11 protein-coding genes, 14 pseudogenes and 1 other annotated feature are annotated in these 21,961 nt (G+C 59.3%); of the genes and pseudogenes, 14 read left to right on the top strand and 11 right to left on the bottom strand.

Annotation, left to right across the window (positions count from 1 at the left end; genetic code table 11):
• Window positions 1–229: 229 nt before the first annotated feature.
• Window positions 230–493 (top strand): annotated as a pseudogene (locus ACWTU8_RS31085) (transposase); the annotation flags it as partial.
• A 238-nt stretch (window positions 494–731) separates the two neighbouring features.
• Here ACWTU8_RS31085 and ACWTU8_RS31080 read toward each other — a convergent pair.
• A pseudogene (locus ACWTU8_RS31080) lies at window positions 732–1,731 on the bottom strand (IS110 family RNA-guided transposase).
• A 320-nt stretch (window positions 1,732–2,051) separates the two neighbouring features.
• On the opposite strand from ACWTU8_RS31080, the pseudogene ACWTU8_RS31075 reads away from it, so the two are divergent.
• From ACWTU8_RS31075 to ACWTU8_RS31045, 7 genes and pseudogenes are all read left to right on the top strand, one after another.
• Window positions 2,052–2,699 (top strand): annotated as a pseudogene (locus tag ACWTU8_RS31075) (IS110 family RNA-guided transposase).
• Window positions 2,700–2,968: 269 nt separating this feature from the next.
• Window positions 2,969–3,082 (top strand) — a sequence feature (AL1L pseudoknot).
• Window positions 2,972–3,792: pseudogene (locus ACWTU8_RS31070) on the top strand (IS3 family transposase); the annotation flags it as partial. (Overlaps the previous feature by 111 nt.)
• A 648-nt stretch (window positions 3,793–4,440) precedes the next feature.
• Complete coding sequence (locus ACWTU8_RS31065; RefSeq protein WP_455851145.1) at window positions 4,441–5,466, top strand: NAD(P)-dependent oxidoreductase; 1,026 nt, start codon at window positions 4,441–4,443, stop codon at window positions 5,464–5,466.
• 317 nt (window positions 5,467–5,783) lie between these two features.
• The gene (locus ACWTU8_RS31060; protein WP_455851144.1) at window positions 5,784–6,974 is read left to right on the top strand and encodes a M20 family metallopeptidase; all 1,191 of its coding nucleotides are present in this window, start codon (window positions 5,784–5,786) and stop codon (window positions 6,972–6,974) included.
• 83 nt (window positions 6,975–7,057) lie between these two features.
• Complete coding sequence (locus ACWTU8_RS31055) at window positions 7,058–8,227, top strand: M24 family metallopeptidase (protein ID WP_455851143.1); 1,170 nt, start codon at window positions 7,058–7,060, stop codon at window positions 8,225–8,227.
• 674 nt (window positions 8,228–8,901) lie between these two features.
• A pseudogene (locus ACWTU8_RS31050) lies at window positions 8,902–9,525 on the top strand (IS3 family transposase); the annotation flags it as partial.
• 369 nt (window positions 9,526–9,894) lie between these two features.
• Window positions 9,895–10,134: pseudogene (locus ACWTU8_RS31045) on the top strand (transposase); the annotation flags it as partial.
• A 450-nt stretch (window positions 10,135–10,584) separates the two neighbouring features.
• Here the strand turns inward: ACWTU8_RS31045 and ACWTU8_RS31040 are convergent.
• Window positions 10,585–10,734, bottom strand: a pseudogene (locus tag ACWTU8_RS31040) (IS5/IS1182 family transposase); the annotation flags it as partial.
• A gap of 304 nt (window positions 10,735–11,038) precedes the next feature.
• On the opposite strand from ACWTU8_RS31040, the gene ACWTU8_RS31035 reads away from it, so the two are divergent.
• The 3 genes from ACWTU8_RS31035 (at window position 11,039) to ACWTU8_RS31025 (ending at window position 14,212) form a co-directional block, all read left to right on the top strand.
• Window positions 11,039–11,398, top strand: coding sequence for an NAD(P)-dependent oxidoreductase (locus tag ACWTU8_RS31035; protein WP_455851142.1), 360 nt, complete (start codon window positions 11,039–11,041; stop codon window positions 11,396–11,398).
• A 167-nt stretch (window positions 11,399–11,565) separates the two neighbouring features.
• Window positions 11,566–12,681 carry a M42 family metallopeptidase gene (locus ACWTU8_RS31030; RefSeq protein WP_455851141.1) on the top strand — a complete coding sequence of 372 codons (1,116 nt, stop codon included), beginning with the start codon at window positions 11,566–11,568 and terminating at the stop codon, window positions 12,679–12,681.
• 151 nt (window positions 12,682–12,832) lie between these two features.
• Entirely contained in the window at window positions 12,833–14,212 is a 1,380-nt protein-coding gene (locus ACWTU8_RS31025) for an FAD-binding oxidoreductase (RefSeq protein ID WP_455851140.1), read from the top strand.
• A gap of 332 nt (window positions 14,213–14,544) precedes the next feature.
• On the opposite strand, the pseudogene ACWTU8_RS31020 reads toward ACWTU8_RS31025, so the two are convergent.
• Both ACWTU8_RS31020 and ACWTU8_RS31015 read right to left on the bottom strand, forming a co-directional pair.
• Window positions 14,545–14,961: pseudogene (locus ACWTU8_RS31020) on the bottom strand (transposase); the annotation flags it as partial.
• 146 nt (window positions 14,962–15,107) lie between these two features.
• Window positions 15,108–15,191 (bottom strand): annotated as a pseudogene (locus tag ACWTU8_RS31015) (IS21-like element helper ATPase IstB); the annotation flags it as partial.
• Window positions 15,192–15,309: 118 nt separating this feature from the next.
• Between ACWTU8_RS31015 and ACWTU8_RS31010 the strand changes: the two are divergent.
• The 3 genes and pseudogenes from ACWTU8_RS31010 to ACWTU8_RS31000 all read left to right on the top strand — a co-directional run.
• Window positions 15,310–15,657 (top strand): transposase, encoded by a 348-nt coding sequence (locus tag ACWTU8_RS31010; protein ID WP_455851139.1) that lies wholly within the window; start codon window positions 15,310–15,312, stop codon window positions 15,655–15,657.
• Window positions 15,654–15,839 (top strand): IS66 family insertion sequence element accessory protein TnpB, encoded by a 186-nt coding sequence (gene tnpB, locus ACWTU8_RS31005; RefSeq protein ID WP_455851138.1) that lies wholly within the window; start codon window positions 15,654–15,656, stop codon window positions 15,837–15,839. The genes ACWTU8_RS31010 and tnpB (ACWTU8_RS31005) overlap by 4 nt, the downstream gene beginning before the upstream one ends.
• 212 nt (window positions 15,840–16,051) lie before the next feature.
• Window positions 16,052–16,732, top strand: a pseudogene (locus ACWTU8_RS31000) (IS66 family transposase zinc-finger binding domain-containing protein); the annotation flags it as partial.
• Window positions 16,733–16,781: 49 nt separating this feature from the next.
• Here ACWTU8_RS31000 and tnpB (ACWTU8_RS30995) read toward each other — a convergent pair.
• The 7 genes and pseudogenes from tnpB (ACWTU8_RS30995) to ACWTU8_RS30965 all read right to left on the bottom strand — a co-directional run.
• A pseudogene (gene tnpB, locus ACWTU8_RS30995) lies at window positions 16,782–17,166 on the bottom strand (IS66 family insertion sequence element accessory protein TnpB).
• A gap of 234 nt (window positions 17,167–17,400) precedes the next feature.
• Window positions 17,401–17,556, bottom strand: a pseudogene (locus ACWTU8_RS30990) (transposase); the annotation flags it as partial.
• 78 nt (window positions 17,557–17,634) lie between these two features.
• The gene (gene dapA / locus ACWTU8_RS30985) at window positions 17,635–18,534 is read right to left on the bottom strand and encodes a 4-hydroxy-tetrahydrodipicolinate synthase (protein ID WP_455851137.1); all 900 of its coding nucleotides are present in this window, start codon (window positions 18,532–18,534) and stop codon (window positions 17,635–17,637) included.
• A 484-nt stretch (window positions 18,535–19,018) separates the two neighbouring features.
• Window positions 19,019–19,285, bottom strand: a pseudogene (locus tag ACWTU8_RS30980) (IS66 family transposase zinc-finger binding domain-containing protein); the annotation flags it as partial.
• 52 nt (window positions 19,286–19,337) lie between these two features.
• Window positions 19,338–20,497: pseudogene (locus ACWTU8_RS30975) on the bottom strand (fumarylacetoacetate hydrolase family protein).
• A 248-nt stretch (window positions 20,498–20,745) separates the two neighbouring features.
• Window positions 20,746–21,333: a hypothetical protein gene (locus tag ACWTU8_RS30970; protein ID WP_455851136.1), complete on the bottom strand. Its 588-nt coding sequence runs from the start codon at window positions 21,331–21,333 to the stop codon at window positions 20,746–20,748.
• Between the two features lie 15 nt (window positions 21,334–21,348).
• On the bottom strand, window positions 21,349–21,961 hold a 613-nt coding region (locus ACWTU8_RS30965; protein ID WP_455851135.1), incomplete at its 5' end, for a carbohydrate ABC transporter permease.

Here is a 21,961-nt window from a genome sequence, read left to right as displayed (position 1 = left end):
CGCCGCCGCAGGCTTGAAACGCCGGTCGGGCTACGCCCTCCCTGCGTTCCAAGCCTGCGGCATTCTCATCTTGATTGTCGTTGCGCTCTCACCTTGTTTGTCGCGCTATAGACAGCACGCAATGAGCTACCGAAACGCCCGGAACGGTGGCCTGACCAGCGTGAGTTGTGACCTGAGACCCTGAACTTCCTCCAGATTTGGGTAGAGTCCGTCGATCACGAGACGGACAGTGCGACCATCACGGTTCACTGAGGAACAGATCATTGGAATGCTGAAGGAGCAGGAGGCTGGCGCGAAGACGGCGGATGTCTGCCGCAAGCACGGTATCTCGGCAGCGACCTTCTACAAGTTCAAGGCGAAGTTCGGCGGCATGGAGGTGTCGGACGCCCGTCGGCTGAAGGCGCTTGAGGACGAGAATGCCCGGCTGAAGAAGCTCCTTGCCGAGCAGATGCTCGACAACGCGATCCTGAAGGATGTCGCCGCAAAAAATGTATGACCTGCCCCACCCGGGCAAGGCCCCTCTGGTCGTTCTGACGACGGCAGTCCGCCTAAATGTATCCGGCCTCTTGCAAGCGGGCTGCTGTTGCAGCCAGGGCATGATGAGATCCGCGCGCATGGTTCTCAGTAAATGGTTCGTGCAGAAGCACGGCTTTTTGAACAGAGCTTACGATGCGCCGATCGACTGTTTCGTCATCACTTCCCGAGCCTCGCTTTCTGCCCGACTGCCGCGCTCAAGCGACAGCAGGATCCCTGCGTTCGTAGAGCGCGCCCGGCCTGGTGATGATTACGCACGCCGTCCGGGCGATCTTCGCCGCAAGCGCGACGGTAACCTTGTTAAGGTGCATCCTGCCCTGCAGGCTGTCGAGCCAACCGCCGAGGCGATCCCTCGTTCGGTCGAGGTGCGTCACGCAGGAGCGTGTCCCGTGGATCAGCAGCCGCCGGACGTAGCGGTTGCCGCGTTTGCTGATTCCAAGGAGTGTTGTCTTTCCGCCGGTCGAGTATTCTCGCGGAACGAGGCCGAGCCATGCCGCCAGGTCACGCGCCCTTCTGAACTGACGGCCGTCGCCTATGGCGGCTAGCAGCGCACTGGCCCCAAGCGGCACGATGCCGGGAATGGACATCAGCCGGCGCGCACGATCATCTCTGGCGGCTAGCCCCTCGATCCCTCTGGTTACGCCGGCGATCCGCTGATCAAGCCGGACAACGTCTTCGAGGAGCTCGGCCAGCATACGCCGCATCATCGGAGCGAGATCATTGGTCTCATCGGCTAACACACGAGGCAGATCGAGACGGAATACGCCAGCACCTTGACGGATCGCGATGCCGTATTCGAGGCAGAATGCTCGCACCTGGTTGATGAGCCGGGTCCGGCTCGAGACGAACTGATCCCGGATACGGTGAAGCGCCTGCAAGTCAACCTGCTCCGTCGTCCGCACCTGCGTGAAGCGCATCGTCGGTCGCGTCACCGTACGGCTTCACGAACTGCGCGGGTACGATGCAAACCTGATGCCCCATCGCCTCTAGCTTGCGCGCCAGCCACTGCGAGCCCGGGCACGCTTCCATGCCGACGGTGACGCGCGCCGTGCATTCGAAGAAGGCGAGCAGCTTGTCTCGCCGGAACTTTAGGCGCCGAACCACCGCTCCGCGGTGATCGAGGCCAACGACGTGGAACAGGCGCTTGCCGAGATCGACACCGTAGACCGCGGCATTCTCGGATTCGTTTCGAATCATCCTCAATTCCTCCTATTGGACACCTCGACGATGAGGCTGGAGGGTGGGGCAGGTCATCCCATTAATGGTGACGCCCGATGCGAAGCGGAAGGCGGTGGTTCATGCCTGCGAGGTGTATGGGGTGAGCCAGCGTCGGGCGTGCCAGGCTCTGAGGATCGACCGTTCGACGGTGCGCTAATGATGGCGTGGATGCCCCCTCCCGACGGCATCGCAATGTGCCAAGGTGGTGATCTGCAAAGACATCACGGCAAGGAGAGGGCATCCATGTCAGACGTTAGCATCGCCTCGGCAATTGCCTCAGCGTCAACAGTGTCGTTCTTTTGCGACTTGACGTCGACCTCGCAAAACGGGTGTTCCAGTTGCATGGAGCGCCCGCCGACGGATCTGTGACTTTCAGGAAGAAGCTTTCGCGTGACCGGCTTTTGCCGTTTCTCGCTGCTCAGCCGCGCTGCGTCGTGGCGATGGAGGCCTGCGCAACGGCCACGACTGGGGCCGCGAGATCGAGAATTTCGGTCACATCGTCCGTCTGATCCCGCCCATTTAAGTTAAGCCGTTCGTAAAGCGCCAGAAGAACGCCGCCGCCGATGCGGAGGCGATTGTCGAGGCGGCGTCGCGGCCGACCATGCGGTTTGTGGTTGTGAAGAGCGAGGCTCAGCAGGCTCGGGCAATGTTGTTCCGTACGCGCGATCTGCTGGTGCGCCAGCGGACCCAGTTGATCAACGCGGTGCGCGGCCATTTCGCCGAACACGGCGTGGTGGCGGCGAAGGGACCCGCTTATCGGCGCGATGTCGGTATTGAAGGCAAGTGCCCGTTCGGCGCCGCCGGTTAATTTGTGGCTTTCGCTAATGCTGGCAAGGAAGCCACGCATGCTGGTTGCGATCGCTCTGGCCAATAAGATGGCACGCAGCATCTGGGCCATGATGACGAAGCAAGAGGATTACCGAGGTCCGGTAGCAGCAACCGCTTGAACGCAAAGGTTAAGCGGAACTGCTCCGGCGCGTTGGGGGTGTGAGGAGGTCGACGAAACGTAAGGGCAAATGATCGACAAGATCGCGGATGGGCAAGTCAGTGCCTGAGCAGGAGCTTCGTGCTCGCTATTTTGATGTGACCCCGTCCCGCGCATCGCCATACCGGCCAGCGGCCATGATGAGGGCCGCGCTTTCGAGGCCTGACACATGACCGCACCCGATCACGCACCCGAACCGTTCGAAAAATCTCTTGCAATAACGGGCGCATCCACACATGCCCAGGCGGAGCTCCACCGCCCATTCAAACGATGATCGCGTTCATCGACGATCACCGCGAGGCGCATGGGGTCGAGCCGATCTGCAAGGTGCTGCCGATCGCCCCGTCGACCTACCACAACCATGTCGCCAAGCGCGTCGATCCCTCCCGGCTGTCGGCGCGGGCGAAGCGGGACTTGACGCTGAAGCCCGAGATCGAACGTGTCTTCGCCGAGAACTTCGAGGTCTACGGAGCGAGGAGGTCTGGCGTCAGATGCTGCGCGAAGGCTTCGCCGTCGCTCGCTGCACGGTCGAGCGGCTGATGGCCGGCCTCGGCCTTCATGGTGTCGTCCGCGGCAAACCGGTCCGCACCACCGTGCAAGACAAGGCCGCGCCATGTTCGCGTGACCATGTGAACCGTGTCTTCCATGCTCCGGCGCCAAACAGGCTCTGGCTCTCGGACTTCACCTATGTCAGATGGTCGGGCTTCGTCTACGTGGCCTTCGTCATCGATGCTTATGCCCGCCGCATCGTCGGCTGGCGGGTGAGCAGGACCGCCCATGCGAGCTTTGTCCTTGACGCTCTCGAACAGGCCCTGCACGAACGGCGGCCCATCCATCGCGGCGGCCTCGTGCATCACTCCGACAGGGGCTCTCAATCTGTCAGCATCCGCTACACAGAGCGCCTGGCCGAAGCGGGCATCGAGCCCTCTGTCGGCAGCGTGGGCGATTCCTATGACAATGCTCTCGCCGAGACGATCAACGGCCTATACAAAGCGGAGGTCATCCATCGGCGCGGGCCATACCGGGCCTTGCAGACCTTCAAAAGGGTGACGCTGCCGCTGATCCGGCCCGTCATTATTGGCGGCGCCGTGTTTGCGTTCATCCATTCCTTCGATGAAGTTGTCATCAGTTCACTTGTCAGTGGGTTTTCGATCCGCACGCTGCCGCTCAAGATGTGGGAAAACATGCGCCGGGAGATCGATCCAACGATCGCCGCCGTCGCATCGCTACTACCCTTATCGCCGGCGCTCTGGCTCGTGGCCCTTTACGTCAGTTGGTGGAGGTCGAGACCGCGGGTGCAGGGCGCACTTCCGGAGGCCACAAACTAAACCTTTCATTCGTGGGTCTGGGCCGTGTAGAGTTGTGGGGCCTAGGCCCATTCAGATGGCGCCGTCCGACGCGGCAACCCTGACGGCCGAACCGCATAACTCAGGCCCTTATCGATGCCATTCCACTGCGGCGCTTGCGACGCAGTCATCTCGAGGACGAATTGACGGCCATAGGCGAAGCCCTCCGTTCTGTTCGGGAAAGCGAGCGCCCAAATACATCGTGAAATGTGCTCTTTGCGCTGCAATACGTCACATTGCACACAGAAGATGCAGTCGACGAATAGCCAGCCAGCGGTAGCTTTATTCGATCCGAGACAGACCGCGCTCGCGTCCGAAGTCTTAGAAAAGGTCGAGATCTTTAGGAAGAGGTAAATTATGAAAGTTCTTTGTTTGTGGTATGCGACGCAAGATGAGATTGATTGTATCAAGGGTTCACTGCCTCGTGGTACCGAGGTTGTAGCACCCGAGGGAGAATATCTTTCTCGCTTCGACTGTGCATATTCGGATGTGAAGCACTTGGCCCCGGATGCCGATGCAATCATCGCGTTAAGTGTTCCCGATGGCGCTCTAGAAATCGCTGAAAAGCTAAAGGTATTTTCGTGGCTGCATTCCGGCGTTGATGATCTGCGTCAAATGGGGGCACTAAGCTTATTTAAACAGCGCGGTGTAAAACTAGGCAATATTCGCGGTGCGAATGCAGTGGCCGTTGCTGAGCAAGCAATGATGTTCGTGCTCGCCTTGGCGAAGAAGACACTACTTAAGGATCAAGCGTCGCGAGCCCGTGAGCGCCTCTTCCCTCTCTACGCGGATGAACATCGATCGGCCATGTTAAATGGTCGCACTCTCGGAGTAATCGGCGTCGGCGAGATCGGAAAGCGCATTGCCAAACACGCAAAGGGCTTCGACATGGAGGTGCTCGGTGTTCGACGCAATAAGGAGCGGCCCGTAGAAAACGTGGATGAAATGTATGGTATGGACGAGCTGCATTCGATGCTGTCGAAGTGCGACTATGTGGTTTTGGCAATGCCTAACACACGAGAAACCCATCAATTCTTCGGTAAAGCTGAACTGGGGGCCATGAAGCCGTCGGCCTTTCTGATCAATATCTCGCGCGGGATGTTGATCCAGGAGAAGCCGCTTTATGAGGCCCTCACGTCTGACCGTTTGCGCGGCTTCGCAGCGGATGTCTGGTGGAGTTATGGGTTTGGAAGAGCCTTTCCAGCCGGCGGGTGGTCGCGCCTAGGAGTCAACAAGCTGCCAAACGTAATTGGCTCCGACGACCAAGCCGCAAATGCCGACGATGTATTGGCCAGGAATATTCAGTTGGGGACCGAGAATTTGGCAGAGTTTGCGGCAGGGAAGCCCATGACGCGCGAGGTTAACTTGGACTTGGGTTATTGAGGTGCGCGCCAGCAGGCACGCGGTTGAAAATGCGTGCCTGCGGCGAACCGGCCCAATCATGTAAGCGATAATCGGCAGGGCATCATTGTTTTCGTTGTGTGGAAGCCCTCTTAGCTCTGGACTGCGAAATCTTGCTGTCGGTCATGCGCCAATAGGCTGATCCAAGCTTAGAAGACGGCGAGCGCGCCTCGTGGGTATGTTTTGGGTAGCTCGATCAGATGCGTTTCATGACGCGAGCTGTGACCGAGGCATGATCGGGGTGTTCGCGCCGAATATTGCCGCATTACAACGCTCGGTTCACAGTTAAGGAAGGTAAAATGAAGACGAACGAATACAGCCTCCTTTCCGTAGCGGAGGAGCAAGCAATGATAGAGATGCGGCATGCGATTCATCAAGAGCCGGAACTATCTAACGAGGAATGGAAAACTCAAAAGAAGATTCGCGCGACGCTTGAGAAGTTCGGTCTCCATGACGCCAAAACTTTTCATCGGACCGGACTTTACATCGACATCGAAGGTTCGGCACCGGGGACGGGTCGCTCAATTGCTTTGCGCGGCGATATAGACGCTCTGCCGATCCAGGAAACGCGCGATGACCTAAGCTATCAATCGAAGGTTCCGGGAAAGATGCATGCCTGCGGTCACGACATGCACGCCTCGATCGCCTTGGGAACAGCGCTTGCACTCAATCGTATGCGAGACAGCTTCTCCGGGAAATTGCGGGTCTTCTTCCAGCCAGCCGAGGAGGCTGAGCCGCTCGGCGGACGCACCGTGGTGGAAGAGCGGCTACTTGAAGGCTTTGACGCAGCGATTGGTTTTCACGTGAAGACGGACTTGCCAGTCGGCAAGTACGGCGCCCGGGAAGGCGCCGTCACGAAATCTGCGGATGAGTTCGAGCTCAAACTAATTGGCACCATGGCCCATGGTGCCAAGCCCCATGCCGGTGTCGACGCGATATCAATGGCGGGTGCGTTCATAAATGAAGTTCAGAAAGTCGTTTCGCGGGAAATGCCGTTCGACGACGGGGCAATCGTGACGATCGGCACCATTGCCGGCGGCGAAGCAACGAATATCATTTGCCCTGCGGTCACGATGACAGGAACCATTCGCACAAGCAGTGCCGAGCGCCGATCGCTGCTGGTTCAACGGGTGCAAGAAATCGCCGAGGGGGTTGCTGTGATGCATCGCGGAACAGCGGAATTTCATTGCCGTTCTGGCGAGCCTCCGGTGATCAATGACCACGAGATGGTTGCCCGGTTCCGGCGGCTTGTCACCGAAACCTTCGGCCAAGACTGTTTCTCGGACAAAAAATCCCCGACGGCAGGCGGTGGCAGCGATGATTTTGGCTTTTATGCTGTGAGCGTGCCGTCCATCTATTTTTGGTTCGGCAGCCAGGAGCCAGGCAATGAGTCCGGTGTCCATACTCCCACCTTTGGAGCTTCCGATAGCCTCCTCGTTCCCACAACCGAGCTGACGGTCCGATATTGCCTGGAGGCCTTGAGGTCATAGCAAGATCGGTTATTGGCGCGATAGCACCAGAGTTTCGAAACAGCAACGCCGTAGTCACAGACACTACCCATGGAGCGAAGTTCATGACGATACCGAAAGCCCCCCAGACATTCCCACGCAGCGAATATCTCCGCAGGCTAGCCGCCGTCAAAGCGGAAATGGAGCGCCGCAATATCGAAGTTGCGATCGTCACGACACCATCGAACATCACATATCTCACTGGGTATACCTCGAAATCAGCCTATGTGCCCCAGGGGTTGGTCGTGGAACTCGGGTACGAAGAACCGGCATTCTTCACACGCCGCATGGACGGCCCCGCTGCCAAACACCAGATGTTCATGGATAACGGCAGAATCACCGGCTATCCAGAAGATCTGATCGCCAATCCCCATCGGGACGGATACGACGTGATGATCGATTTCCTAGATGAACGGGGCTATCGCGCCAAGTCCGTCGGCATTGAGATCAGTTATCTGCCGGCCGCGACGTTCCAAAAATTCAACACTCGCCTGCCTAATGCGAGAATGGTTGATTTCACGAACGCGGTGTCGTGGATCCGCGGGGTCAAATCCGACCTTGAAATTGCTCTGATGCGGGAAGCTGCTGCCAACTCCGATGCCGGCATGCTGCGCGCGCAGGAAGTAATCCGGCCGGGCGTGCGGGAAGCCGATGCCGCAGCGGAAATTATTGCCGCGCTAACGCGAGGTGTGGGTGGCAAACCTAGCACCGACATAGCAGGCTTCTTCTTGTGTGCAACACCTCGGACTGGCACTTGCCATATTCGCTGGACGGAGGATACGTTTAGCCAAGGCTCTCAGATCAACCTCGAATTCAGCGGCAGTCGACATCAGTATACTTCACCGCTCATGCGCACGATCTCTATCGGTACACCGTCGGACCGATTGAAGCGGGTTCACCAAGGCGAGGTTGCAGGTTTGGAAGCCGCTTTGGCGGCAGCAAGGACGGGTGCCACCTGCAACGATGTGGCAGTGGCGTTCAATCTCGCCATGCGAAGCCGCGGGCTGGAGAAAGAATCACGCTGCGGTTATACAGTCGGCATCGATTGGACCGAGCCCACCGCCAGCCTGAAGGAGGGCGACATGACCGTCCTCAAGCCGAATATGACGTTCCATCTGATGCTCGGCAACTGGATCGATGACGAATTTGGATATGTCATCAGCGAGACTTTCCGCGTGACGGATAATGGTGGTGAAGCCTTCTCAAAGCTGCCGAGGGATATCTTCGTCATCTAAATGTCTGTCCAAGGATGAATGGGCGGCGATTTTGAGGGCGCAATCAGATTCTTCGTATGTTGCGACAAATATGGAGAGAGCGAGACGTTGCAATGTGAAATTGTGAAATTCAGCGTCAATTATTAGCACGCGACAGTGAGTAATATGCGCTTAAAACCAAATATCCTTGCACTGAACTGTGTCATGCCTGAAGCAGTTTAGTGGTTTAAACTCAAAGCACGGAGATCACCCTGAAAGAAAAGAACCCTGCTATCGGCATCTGGGATTTGAACCTGGCGAACTCTAAGTTTATCAACGTGCCGACGCCGTCCAGCTCTAAGTCCGCCACGCGAACAATTATTGAGGGGCCGGAGGAGGGTAGCACTACTGGCTGGGTTGACGCAATTCTACCCGACGAATCACCCTTCAGAAAGGGGATGGCCATAGGTTACATCGATGGAAAGTTCCGCCCTCACGAAGGAAATCCGTTGATTGGTACCATGACATGGAACGGATTGACGCCAATACCGCCGCGTTTACGACGAGAAAGCGGATAAGGTCGTTGGGGCGTGGTCTGCCCCCTGAAAAGTGGTCCTCCCTGAAGTAGGCTTTCAAGCCAGTTGGAGGACAGAAGAATGCCCCAGAAGAAGCACAAGCCTGAGGAGATTGTCGCGAAGCTCCGGTAAGTCGACGTTTTGGTATCGCAAGGCCACCCGGTGACCGAGGCGGTTCGCTCGATCGGCGTGACGCAGTTCACCTACTACCGGCGGGCTGAAGACGGATCAGGTGAAGAGGCTGAAGGAGCTGGAGAAGGAGAACGAACGGCTTCGAAAGGCCGTCTCCGACCTGACGCTCGAGAAGCTGATCCTCAGAGAGGCTGCTTCGGGAAACTTCTAAGCCCCGCCCGCCGCCGTCGCTGTATCGATCACGTCAGGCAGAAGTTCCGCGTCTCGGAGCGGTTCGCCTGTCGGGTGCTCGGGCAGCATCGTTCGACCCAGCGGAAGGTGCCTCGTGGGCGTCCTGACGAGGATGCGCTGACGGCGGACATCGTCGCGTTCGCCTCGCAGTATGGCCGTTATGGCTACCGACGCATTACGGCCCTGCTTCGCGATGCAGGCTGGGCCGTAAACGTGAAGCGGGTCGAACGGATCTGGCGGCGGGAGGGGCTGAAGGTCCCACAAAAGCAACCGAAGAAGGGACGCCTCTGGCTCAATGACGGGTCTTGCATCCGCCTGCGGCCGGAGCCGCCCAACCATGTCTGGTCCTACGACTTCGTCGAAAGCCGGACACATGACGGAAGGAAGTTCCGAATGCTCAACCCCGCATTCATCGCTGGGCTATCGGCCGCCAGCTCCAGAGGTCTTGCAGTGGCCGGCTCCGCCAAATGGAGCCGCTTCGCCGGCCACCCAAACCGTAGCTCCCGGACCCGTCATGCACTAAGTCTGAAACCGGACCACTCCATCGGGGCAGGCCACGCCACGTAAGAGCTGGGAGGGAGCTACGTCGAACGCTTGCCCGACATCGGTCATCGACGACCCCGCCGCGCTCGCCAGGTCGACCAACGCGCGCTTCTCGGCGCAGCTCCACAGCCTCCGTTGCCGCGTGCGCCCGGGTGCCGCTGCACAATCTTCGGCCGGCGCGCCGCCGCTGAGTTCGGCGAGCATGTCGCCCCTCGCTTGTTCAAAATGTTATGGCGCAAAAGCTCCATGTTCATCAGCCTATTGCAAGTGCCAGCGCTGCGCACGATCTACCGGGCCAAGGACGCCGAGGCCGGAAGGGCCGCCCTCGAGGCCTTCGAAGCCGGGTTCTGGCGCCAAAAATACCCCGCTATCGCCCAAGCCTGGCGCCGAAACTGGGAGCGCGTCATCACGTTTTTCGCGTTTCACGAGGCCGTCCGCAAAACCATCTACACCACGGATGACATTGACAAGCGTGATGTCAGCTCGTTCGTGTCCGATCGTGTTTCTTTGTTCGGTCTGGGTGCCCGTTTCTCCGTCCCGGCCCATGCGTCGCGATCGGCCCTGTACCGAGACGCGGTCAAGGCTGGCCGCTGCGCAGCCGGTTCCGCTGGTGAGGCGTTTCCAGGCCACGCCTTGAGGGCGGCTCAGCACAGGCTGAAGCTGGCGGGGGGCGGTGGCCGTCGCGTCGGCACATTTCTTGTGCTAGGTTCGCCCGGCACGGACGACCACGTGGCAAAGAGTGGTGCGGGAGGATGAGAGCGCCGCCGCGCAGCCTATAGTCGCTCCTCCTTTGTGGCGTCCGTGCGCCGCCTGGTAGGCGCGTTCGGCATGTTCGGCGGAGGCCTTTTCCCGATCGCGCATTTCCTTGACGTTATAGGCATAGGCTGACCCGCGGCGACCAACGCCACGTTCGCTCGACGCTTGCCACGACGCCAAAGCTTCGGGCGTGATCCACAGCGTCAGGCTGCCTCGCCGGCGAAGGCCCGCCTCATACTCCTGCCAGTTCGTGACCTAGAACTTCATCTTGCCGATGCGATGGCGGCGGGCGGCGTGATGTTTGAAGGGCATGAGGGCAGCCAATGGCTATTGCGGATCCCATTGGCTTAACCCACCCCAATTATTGATCCACGCACCAACGGCCTGGTACACGCCCCGTCAGTTGGAATCGTCGTAGAAAGACTCTCGAATGCGGGATTTAAACGCCAACTGCGGCTTTATGCACTAATAAAGCCCAAAACCTTGTTACAATCAGAACTATCAGGCGGTCATCGCGGAGGTGCGCCCCTCGCGCATACCAGAACTGCCGAGACGCGATGGTGAGAGACATGGACGATACCCTCTATGGCACCCGTGACAAACGGGGCAACTGGTCGTGGCCGTGCCGGCGATGTCTGAGACGGTGAATCTCATCGGTGGGGCCGAGCTCGCATGCATGCGGCGCGACGCATTTCTGATCAACATCGCCGGGGGCAACGTCATCGTTGAGACCGGCCTGATCAACGCCCGGCGAGTGGGTGCAATCCGCGGTGCGAAGCTTGAGGTGTTCGAACGGGAGCCGCGGCCCCAAGACAGCCCGCTCTGGGACATACCGAACGTGATTGCAACACCGCATGTTTCGGGAAATCCTACAGACTATGCGGAGCGGGTGTTTCCAATCCTCGCAGAAAACATCGAGCGCTTCCTGAGCGGACAGTTGCTGAAGAATGTAGTGGATTTGCGACGTGGCTATTAGTCGCTTTGTAGCGCCGGTCACCGCGATCACCCAGTGTGCTGAGATCATTTCGCGAGTCTCCGGTGCATTGACTCCATCTGCTCTGTATCCGTGGCGTGCTTGGGACAACAAGTGGCCAGGCGAGTTCCGAATTGGTGATGATTTCCCAAAGCAGCGAGGAAGCGCAAATGAGCGGCAGCGGTACCAACGAATGCATCAAAGAGGGGCTGAGGCAGACCCTGCGCGATCTCTCGAGCTTGCACGGTGTGTCAGGTTTCGAGCAGGCAGTGGTTCGTTACACGCGGCGACGCTTTGAAAGTCTTGTCGACGAGGTCGAAACCGACCACTACGGCAACGTCACGGCGACGAAGCACGGACGCCAAGCCGCGCCGCTGCTCATGATCAGCGCGCACATGGATGAAATCGGCTTCATCGTAAAAGGCATCGAGCCAAATGGCTTTCTGCGCTTCGACCGTGTCGGCGGTGCAGGGGACGCGGTGCTCCCCTGCCGCAAGGTCGACGTCAGCGGTCATTTTGGTCTGATTGGTTCGATTTCCGGGCACCTCGGTTCTTCCACCCGGCTTGGGCAGATCACACCCATCTACGAGCTTTACATCGATGTAGGCGCGTCGAGCGCTGAAGAGATTGCGAAAATGGGTATTAAGATTGGCGATCCGGTGAGTTTCATCGGTGAACTCGTGGAATTCAACGGCAGAGATCGCGTTTGCGCCAAAGCCATGGACGACCGCGCTGGGCTCGCGATCCTGATCCAGGTGCTGACTGAACTGAAAGGCGAAATCCCGTTTGGGTCCGTTCGCGCGGTTGCTACCGTGCTCGAGCAGGTCGGCCTTCGCGGCGCAGCCATGGCAGCGTATCGCATCAAGCCGAACTATGCCATTGCCATTGATGGGGTCCCCGCGGCCGATACTCCCGATCTCAGTGTAACCAAGGACATGCCCGTAGTCATGGGCAATGGTCCGGCGGTGCTGCTGGCAATGTCAACCGGAGAGGTCAATGTCCGCGGCAACTTTGCCCATCCCGCAATGAAGCGCCACCTGCTGGCAGCGGCGGCGAGCAGAAAGATGGCGGTGCAGTTCGCAACCTCCATGAACCGATTCAGCACGGAAGCCGGCCTCATCCATGTCAGCCGTGGCGGCATCCCTGCGATCAGTGTCGGTGTGCCGCGGCGCTATTCCTACTCGGCACACGAGATGATTGACCTCCGCGACGCGGCAGCTGCGGTTAATCTGATCGTCCAATTTGTACGCGAAATGGAGGGCCATTCCGATCTGGGATTCGTATGAGCGAGAGAACGGATGGCGTATGCAGGGGTGAAACCTCAGTGTCGCAGTTACGATCAGGGTCGCCGAAACAAGCCCGACCCCATTCGGACCGTCCATGGCGGTCCGACCGTGATCTTAACTCTCGCATAAACGTAGCTAGGGGCGAACGTGCATGGAACTTCTCGATCAGATTCACGCTGTTGTGGGCGATGCGGGGCTCATAACCGGTCAGGATCTCGCGAACCGGCCCGGTGACTGGCGGGGGCGCACTTCCTGTGGAGCACTTGCGGTGGTTCGTCCGCGCACGACCGCCGAATTCTCCGAAGTAATGAAGCTATGCTATGCGGCGCGGCAACCTGTGGTTCCCTCGGGCGGCCTTACAGGACTTGTTCGCGGTCACGCCGCCAACGCAGACGAGTTGCAGCTCTCCTTAGAGCGAATGCGGAGTATCGAGTCCATTGATCCGGTAGGGCGCACGATGATCGTGGAGGCTGGCGTCCCCCTTCAGGCCGTGCAGAAGATGGCAGCCGAGCACGGTTTGGTCTACGGCGTGGACCTAAGCGCGCGCGGGTCATGTACGATTGGTGGAAATATCTCGACCAATGCTGGCGGCAACACTGTAATCCGCTATGGAATGACCCGGGCCAATGTTCTTGGGCTCGAGGCAGTCTTATCCGACGGCATGATTGTTTCTTCGATGAATTCGCTCCTCAAGAACAATACGGGATACGATCTCAAACAACTATTCATCGGGAGCGAAGGTACGCTCGGGTTAGTTACGCGTGCTGTTCTGCGACTTCATCCGGCACCCGTCAGCGAGGCGACTGCCATTGTCGCGTTCGATAGCTTCGAAAAGCTCACGCAATTCCTTTCACTTGCGGGAAGTCGACTCGGTAGCATCCTTCGTTCGTTTGAAATCATGTGGAATAACTTCTATGAGATCATCGGAGTTAGGAGTGGGCGTCACCAACCACCTATTCCCGCCGGTCACAAAGTCTATGCGATCGTGGAAGTCGCCGGCACTGACATCGAGCGCGACGAGGCGTTGTTCGAGGACGTGCTCGCTGCTGCCTTAGAAAAAGGCATTGCGGCAGATGCAGTGGTCGCCACTTCAAGATCGCAGCGCAATGCCATTTGGGCCATACGGGAGGATGTCGAAGGCGAGCTAATTATGATGGCTCCTGCAGCCGACTTCGACGTCAGCCTGCCGATTATTCACATGCAGCAGTATGTTGACGGGCTTCAGAATTCGTTTTGCCGCGAGTTTGGCCAAGACGCGCTCATGACTGTGTACGGTCATATCGGCGATAACAACCTCCATCTGCTCGTCAGCCCGCGGCCCTGGAGTGAAGAGGCGAAGCGTCGAGTTCAGGAAATGGTCTACCGTTCGCTGCCGGTTTGGGGCGGATCTATTTCGGCAGAGCACGGAATCGGCCTCAGCAAGCGTGAATGGCTTACACTCTCAAGGGGCGCAGAGGAGCTTTCGCTCATGCGTCGGATCAAGGCCGCGCTTGATCCGCACAATTTACTAAATCGAGGCAAGATCCTCTAACACGGTTAGATGGCGCGCCGAGGATAGCTTCGTACTCGCTTTGGACTGTTGCGCGAGAGCAAGGACTTCAAGTGGGGGTGGGCTGACTCAATTGGACCCCTTGTGTAATCGGTCAACCGTCTCCTCCCTCGGCTACGTGGTCTCGTCGTCTGCGGGATTCACGCTTCTGTTCGTGGTCGCCGCCGAAGGCGCCACATTCTGGGCGGTACGGTGGTGGGTGAATGCTGCAAGCTCGAAAGCGTGATCCTTGCGTCACAAGGTGTCCAACGCAGTCATTCTGGCCCACACGCTCTCCGCATTCTCACGACGAGCGTGATTGGTGATATCGGAAATCAGGCGGTCATGATTGTCGGCCTTTCCATCGAGAATTCGGTTCCATCGATCCACATACGATGCAGCAAAACGGCGAGCCGCCGCGCAAAGGCAACCTTGGCCTTTCGCGCCCCACGTCGGCGAGCGATGCCAAGCGCCCAGGTCTTGAGCCAGTTGTCGGCGCGGCATCGCGTCATCATCGCGTTGGCTGCCTCATAAAGCAGAGCCCGCACCATGGCATCGCCGCACTTGGTGATACGCCCGACCTGTTCTGTTTCTCCGGATGAATGCACGCGCGGCGTCAGGCCAAAGACTGCGGCCACGAGCCTGGAGCTGTCGAAGCGGCAGGGGTCATCAACACCGGTCCGGAAAGTGAGTGCGGTCACGGGGCCGACGCCCGGAACCGTCATGAGAAGGCGGCAGACGGAATCCCTCCTTGCTGTCAATGACCGTGGAATCGGGACCCCATATTTTCGCGCAAAAGGGTAGGGATGGTGAAGGGGCACGACGGTGAGCGCCCGATCAGGCGGAGCTGGTCGGGGTTGCACAGCCTGATCGGGCGCGGCTGATTGGCTTTTGAGCTTTAGTTTTGAGAGCGGCTTTTGAAGCGCCAGGATTCGTTGCCGGTCTCGACGATCTCGCAATGACGGGTGAGCCGATCAAAAAGCGTGAAGCAGACCCCACGTGGCGGCTGTTGGCGCGAGGGCGTAGAGACATGGAGTTGGCCGGCAGTGTCGGTGTCAATTTCTATGTCTGTGCCTATGTCTGATGATAGAAGGTTCCATGTGATCGAGGGGGTTCCGGCTCGTCTGGAAGGTGCGCCGCGGCGGGTCCGGCGCGAGTGGTCGGAGGCTTTCAAGGAACGGATTGTTGCCGAGACGCTGTTGCCCGGTGCAAATGTCTCGGCGATCGCCCGGCCCGAGGGCATTGCCCCGCCGCAATTGCTCGTCTGGCGGCGCAAGGGGATCCGCAACGGCACGGTGAGGCCGACCGATGCTGCGGAAGGTCCGCATTTCGTCGACGTCGAGACGGCGGCTTCTTCGACGATCGAGATCGTCATCGACGGTGTGGTCGGCGCGGATGTTTCGGAAGCGCGTTTGCGGCGGGTGATACGGGCGGTGCGTTCGGCATGATCCCAAGCGGCGCAAAGGTGCTCCTGGCGAGCCATCCCGTAGACTTCCGCAAGGGACCCGACGGTTTGGTTGCGCTGGTGCGCGATGCCGGCGCTGATCCCTTCAGCGGCGCTCTTTACGTCTTCCGAGCCAAGCGGGCCGACCGGATCAAGATTGTCTGGTGGGACGGCAGCGGACTTTGAGAAGGCGCAGTTTTGTTGGCCGCGGATCGGTCATAACCGGGTGCAGCTCAGCCAGGCGCAGCTTTTGGCGCTGGTCGACGGGCTGGACTGGAAGAGGGTTCGTCCGGTGCTGGTGAAACGGCCGCAGTCGGCGGGGTAACGGCGCTGCGGCAGAGTGAATCAGCCCTCTGAAAAGAGCAGGCGATCTGCGGCAAAATGTGCTTTGGTCGGCCATGACTTTGGTCCCCGCAGATCTCCCCGATGACGTGGACGCGCTCAAGGCGATGATCTTCGCCATGACCGAGAAGTCCGCCCTCACCGATGCCGAGATTGCGGAACTGAAGGCGCGCAATGCGCGGGCCGACGAGCGCATCGCGCGGCTGATGTCGATCATCAAGATGCTGGAGCGGGCGCGCTACGGACGGCGCTCCGAGAAGCTCAAGATCGATCCGCTGAATGAGGAGCAGCAGGCCTTTGTCTTCAATGAGATCGAGACGGGGCTTGGCGAGATCCAGGCGGAACTGGACAAGCGCAAGAGCAAGGCCGAGCGCTGTCGGCCGTCTCGCCCGCGCAGGGGCTTTGCCGCTCACCTCGAGCGGGTCGAGCCCGAGGTTCCGGCCGGCTGCGAGGGACTTGAGAAGGTCAGGATCGGCGAGGACGTCAGCGAGCGCCTCGACGTCGCGCCGGCGAAGTTCCGGGTGATTGTCACGCGCCGCCCCAAATACGCCTATCGCGGCCGTGACAGCGTTATCCAGGCGCCGGCCACGGCACACCTGATCGAGGCAGGCATTCCGACCGAGGCGCTTTTGGCGCAGATTGCGGTTGCCAAATATGCCGACGGACTGCCGCTCTATCGCCAGGAAGCCAAACAGGGCGAGCGCATCTTCGCCGACGAGACGACGCTGCCGACCTTGGAAGCAGATCGGCATAGACGCGCAGCTCCGCGTTCTCGGCTTCAAGGCTTCAAGAGCCAAAACCATCGTCAAAAGACTGGTCAGAGCGGCGTGAAGTGACTGGATTTGCTTGTTCGGGGCTGTCGAGGCCGGCCACCCGAAGGGTGAACTCCTCGCGCGTCAGCCGGATCGAACCGTCGCGGATCGGGGGCCAGGTGAAGCGCCCGGATTCCAGCCATTTGGAGACCAGAACCATGCCGCTTCCATCCAAAAAAGAAGGCGCAATCTGTCGCCGCGCTGCCGCGCTTGGGGCAGAAGACAAAGACGTCGCCGCAATAGGGATTGGCTGCAAAAGCTGAGGCGACCAGTGCAACCAGACCATTGATGCCGCGGCGAAAGTGGGCCGGCTGCGTCGCCGCCACGACCTTCACGTCGCCGGCGCAATCACGCGGCATACGCAAGGCATCCACGATGGCGGCCGCCAGGGCCGGATCGACTGAGCCCGTCAGGACGAGGCGGCTTTTACCGATCTCGAGCTCAGTCCGACCGGCCGACGTGGGAACCTCATGCTTCCCTGCGCCAGCGTGCTCGAGCTGCCGGTCCTCGCTCGCGATCCAAATTGACACAAACTGCACGGCTGGCGTCGTCTCCGCAGCCGCTTTCGCCGGTACCAGCCCCGCCAGCCTACGCCAGATGGAAAGAAGGCCACGACCTACGCCCCGATGTCGCGCGACCTCAGAAATGTTGGCGCCCGGCTCCGCACTCTCCGCGACGATCCGAGCCTTCCGCCGGCATCCACATTCATGTCTGCCTTGATGACTGTCGTCAGTGTCGTCCCACTCCATGCGCCTGCGGTGCTCGCAAATCAGGCGGCAAAGCTCGCCGGTGCATAGCTCTCCGGCATGATGGGGCGCTCGTGATGCTCACGACTGATTGGATGAATGGAGTCGATCAATCCGATTCCTGAGCTCCTTGCTGGCGACAGTCATTGGTAGACGCAGTTCTGGGCTTTCAATCAATCCTTCGCGCCATAGCCAGTATTTGATGGCGGCAGGATTCGGCTCACAGAAGAGGAGCTTTACGACGTCGCGCAGGGCAAACCACAATTGACGTGCGGTCGCCAGGCGACCATCTCCCAAGAGTTGCTGGATGTTCGCGAAGTCGACGGTGCGAACATGCGAGGACGCAAGGATCGCGCCGTTTGCTCCTACGCAAAGCGTGCTGAAATAAGTCGCGTCCTCCCCGGTCATCACGTAGAACCCGTCAGGTTGTCGCGAGATCAGTTCAATTGTCTGCTCTGCGTTTGCGCAGCAGTCCTTGACACCAACGATATTGGGGACCTCAGCCAAGCGCAGCAAACTTTCGTTTAACAAGTTCACCCCGGTTCGATTAGGAATGTTGTATATCACGATCGGTCGGTCCGTGTTTTCACTTAGCGCCAAAAAGTGACTAACCAGCCCATCTTGGGACGGCTTTGAATACGCGGGACAACCTAGAAGGTATCCGGCGACCGGCCATCTCTGTGTGCGCAAGAGTGCAGTGCGCAGCCTTTTAGTGTTGCTCCCTGACATTCCGAGCAAGACTGGAACGTGTCGAGAGGCGCTCCCAAGCTCATCTGTTACGGTTTCGACCAGCCGCTGAATTTCCTCTTCGTCAAGCGTAAGTTCTTCGCCGGTAGTGCCCGCTAATACGAACCCATCCAGAGGCTGATTCACGTAGTGCCTGATCAGCCGCTTCAAAGACTCCGTATCCAACTCGCCATCCAGAAAAGGGGTGACGAGGGGCAACCATAGCCCGCCGAGGGCGAACTCTTCATTATTCATTACGGTCTCCTATGTCGCCGGAGACGGGCAAACAAAACCCCGTCGAAGCCGGCGGGGTTGATCTAATCTGAGTACACTAGAAGCTAGCATGCACGATCTCGTCGCCCCCTCGTTGAAGAGGGTTTTTTCGACGACTTGCCGATGAGCGAAGTGACTCGCATTTAGCGATCAGAGTCCATTAGAACGTTTTGTCGAGTAGTTTGGCGGTCCTGAAGAAGGCGATTTCGGCCATTTCTGCACAATCACGTGTCGACGCCGACATCACCTCCCAAGAGCCAGACCGAGCCGATGGCTCCGCGAGCAGTACTGCGGAAAACCGCAGGATGAGCGCAAATCAACGACCCAACCATTTTAGCATCCAATGGATATTGTGGCGTCCGGCGGCGAGGACGACATCGATCTGAACTGATGCGGTGGATGCCCCCTTCGGCCGGCATCGTATGATGCCATCCGCCTTGGTTGCGCTTTCGAAGGAGGAGATCAGGATCACCATCCACTGACGCGGGATCACCTCCAGCGTCTCGGTGATGTCCTCACCCAGCCTCCACAGCTTTGCCGAGCCGCAGCACGGGCAATTCTCCGGTGCGGCGATGACGATGCGCTCGCGCGCCAGATGTTCGGGGAACGGTTTGCGCGACGGCCGCTTGCGCTCGAACGATCGGACGGCGCTTGTCCGCGCCGCCGCTTTCTCCGCCGCCAGCGCGTCCTCGTTGGCCGACGCCTCCAGGTCCTCCAACTGCAGCTCCATCTGCTTGCCCACCCATTCGCCGGCGATCAGGTTCTGGGGCATTCGAATCTTTTCCTCAATTTTCGATCAATCGCCTGGCGGCAAGATTGCGCATCAGCGCGGCGATGCCAAAAGTCCAGGGTGGACATTCGGTCGACAGGCGCACGGTGTTAGTCAGCGAGCCTAGATGAGAATTGGAGATCGTCACTCGATCGCCGATCTTGTGCGTGAAACCCTGGCCGGGTGAATCGCGGTCTTCGATCGGTGCAAACAGGGTTCCCAGAAATAGCATAAAGCCGTCGGGATACTGGTGGTGGAGGCCAATCGTCTGGCCGACAAGATCGAGCGGGTCGCGGCTGATCTCCCTCATCGTGCTGCGGCCCTTCAAAACGAAACCGTCCTGGCCCTCGATCAGCACTTCAAGATCGGCACTGCGCACATCGTCAATTGAATAGGTTTTGTCGAATAGTCGGATGAACGGGCCGATGGCCGACGACGCATTGTTGTCTTTCGCCTTACCGAGCAACAGCGCCGAGCGGCCCTCGACGTCGCGCAAATTGACGTCGTTGCCAAGCGTCGCACCCTTGACGCGGCCGTGGCTATCAACGGCCAGTACCACCTCCGGCTCGGGATTATTCCACCTCGACACGGGATGCACTCCGACCGTAGCGCCCCAGCCGACCGAGGACAGAACCGGTGCCTTAGTGAACACCTCCGCATCTGGCCCGATGCCGACCTCCAAATATTGCGACCATACTCCGACTTCGATCAGCGCCGCTTCACCTTCGCCGCCTCCGCCGACCCAGGGCACAAGTTGCGCAAGCTGTCGCCGATAACCGCGGTCACGCGCTCGCGGATCGTCCGCGCCATCGCCGGATCGCCCACTGCCTTTTCTTCGATGACGCGCTCGATCATCGAACGGGCGAATGTGACACCGCAGGCCTTGACCGCCTGCAGGTCGCAGGGTGCCAGCAGAAACGCATGCGACGTTCCGGCAGCCTCGACAGAACGCTCCATGATCTCGTCCAACGAAGCGACCGTCGCTCCCTCTTGCGTGCGGACAAAAGCTGCTGGATCATCCTTCCCCAGCAAATCGCGCATAGTCGGCACCTCGGCCGACGTAATGTCCAGGATGTCGCCATCTCTTACCAGCACTATCGACGGACCGGAGTTCTCCGGCCGGAATACCCGTCCGACAAAGGTGCCGTTCGTGGGTAGTGATGCCAAACCGTACATTCCGTTCGCCCTCAAAATGTTATCGCAATCGGGTCGCCGATGTTGTGTGTAGATGAGCTGGTGCGCGTCGCTGACGACTTCTGCAGAAATGCTTTCTTCGAAGGCGCTACGGAGGAATGCTGATGCCGTCCCTGAAAAGCAATTTATCCATCAAGGCGCGGCTTCACATACTCCCCTTCTACGGGACCTGCACTTCACGTCATGGAGCTAAAACCATGTGTTTGAACGGTTCTCCACTTGCTCCACCCTCAGGGCCACGGTTTTGCGCAGGAGGCATCGCTGCCGAAACGGCGCCTGAGGCGGCGAAAAGGAACCGGTGGGCAAATAGGAGCATTGCCGCCCACCGACACCTTGGCCGCGTCGCCCCGCGGCTGGGGCTGGCGCTTGCGCTGATCTATCCCTCGGCGATCCGGAGGGCTGACGCAATCCCGACAAGAGCCCCTCACCATGCGAAACGTCCACCGCTTGCTCAGGAATCGTCTGCCGGGATGCGCCGCGTCGTTTGTGAATTGCTGGATGTTACCTAAGAGCGTGGTCATTGCCGTAGTCATGGCACTTGCATAGGCGTCGACATCGTTAACTTCGAAGAGGAAGCGATTTGACTTTCCGTCGGAAACCATCCACCTTATCGCGCCGTATGCGTCGCACTTGACCTCAACGGGGCGGAAACCGGGGCTGTGGCCGGGAAGATCTTCGGGTGGGACGTCGACGAGCACGCCTCCGAGGTCCAATAGGCCGGCTGCGGCTAAGGCATAGACGCAGGCAAGATCCCAATGGTCATCGGGATCGGCGTAGGGACGAAATAGTTCGGTCTGGTGAAGTAGTCTTATGGTCATCAGAAACCTCGAGAGCTATTCTTTGACGCCCGACATCGCGACCGAGTCGGTGAAGGAGCGCTGGAAACCCAGCAGGATCAGTGCAGGGATGAAGCTCAGAATGGTCGATGCGGCGAAGATCTGGCCGTAGTCGCTGGTGTTTTCCCCCGCCATCAAGCCGAGGGTGATCGGGGCGAGGAACATGTCCTCGCGCGTCGTGACCAGAAGCGGCCAGAGATAGGCCTGCCATTGCCCATTGAAGAGGATAAGCCCGGCGCCGACGAGAGCCGGACGTGAAAGCGGCAGAAAAATCTCGAAGAAAATCCGTAGCCAGCTGGCTCCATCGATTTGGGCCGATTCAATCAGCGAACGCGGTATGGCGAGGAAGAACTGCCGCAGTAGAAAGATCACCATGCCGTTGCCCACGAAGGGCACGATCAGTGCGGTGTAGGTGTTCTGCAACCCAGCGCGCGCAAAGATGGCCGACAACGGGATGGCCACGACCTCCTCGGGGACCAGAAAGCTGAAGACGATGATAGCAAAGACGACCTCGCGGCCGCGCCACTGCATGGCGCTCAGCGCGAAGGCTGCGGCCGCGCACACCAGGAGTCCCACCACCACCGTACATGCGGCCACGACGATCGAATTG

Source organism: Mesorhizobium sp. BHbdii (assembly GCF_053848045.1).
Note: the sequence above shows the minus strand (reverse complement) of the source record. Positions and strands in the feature narration are given on the sequence as shown.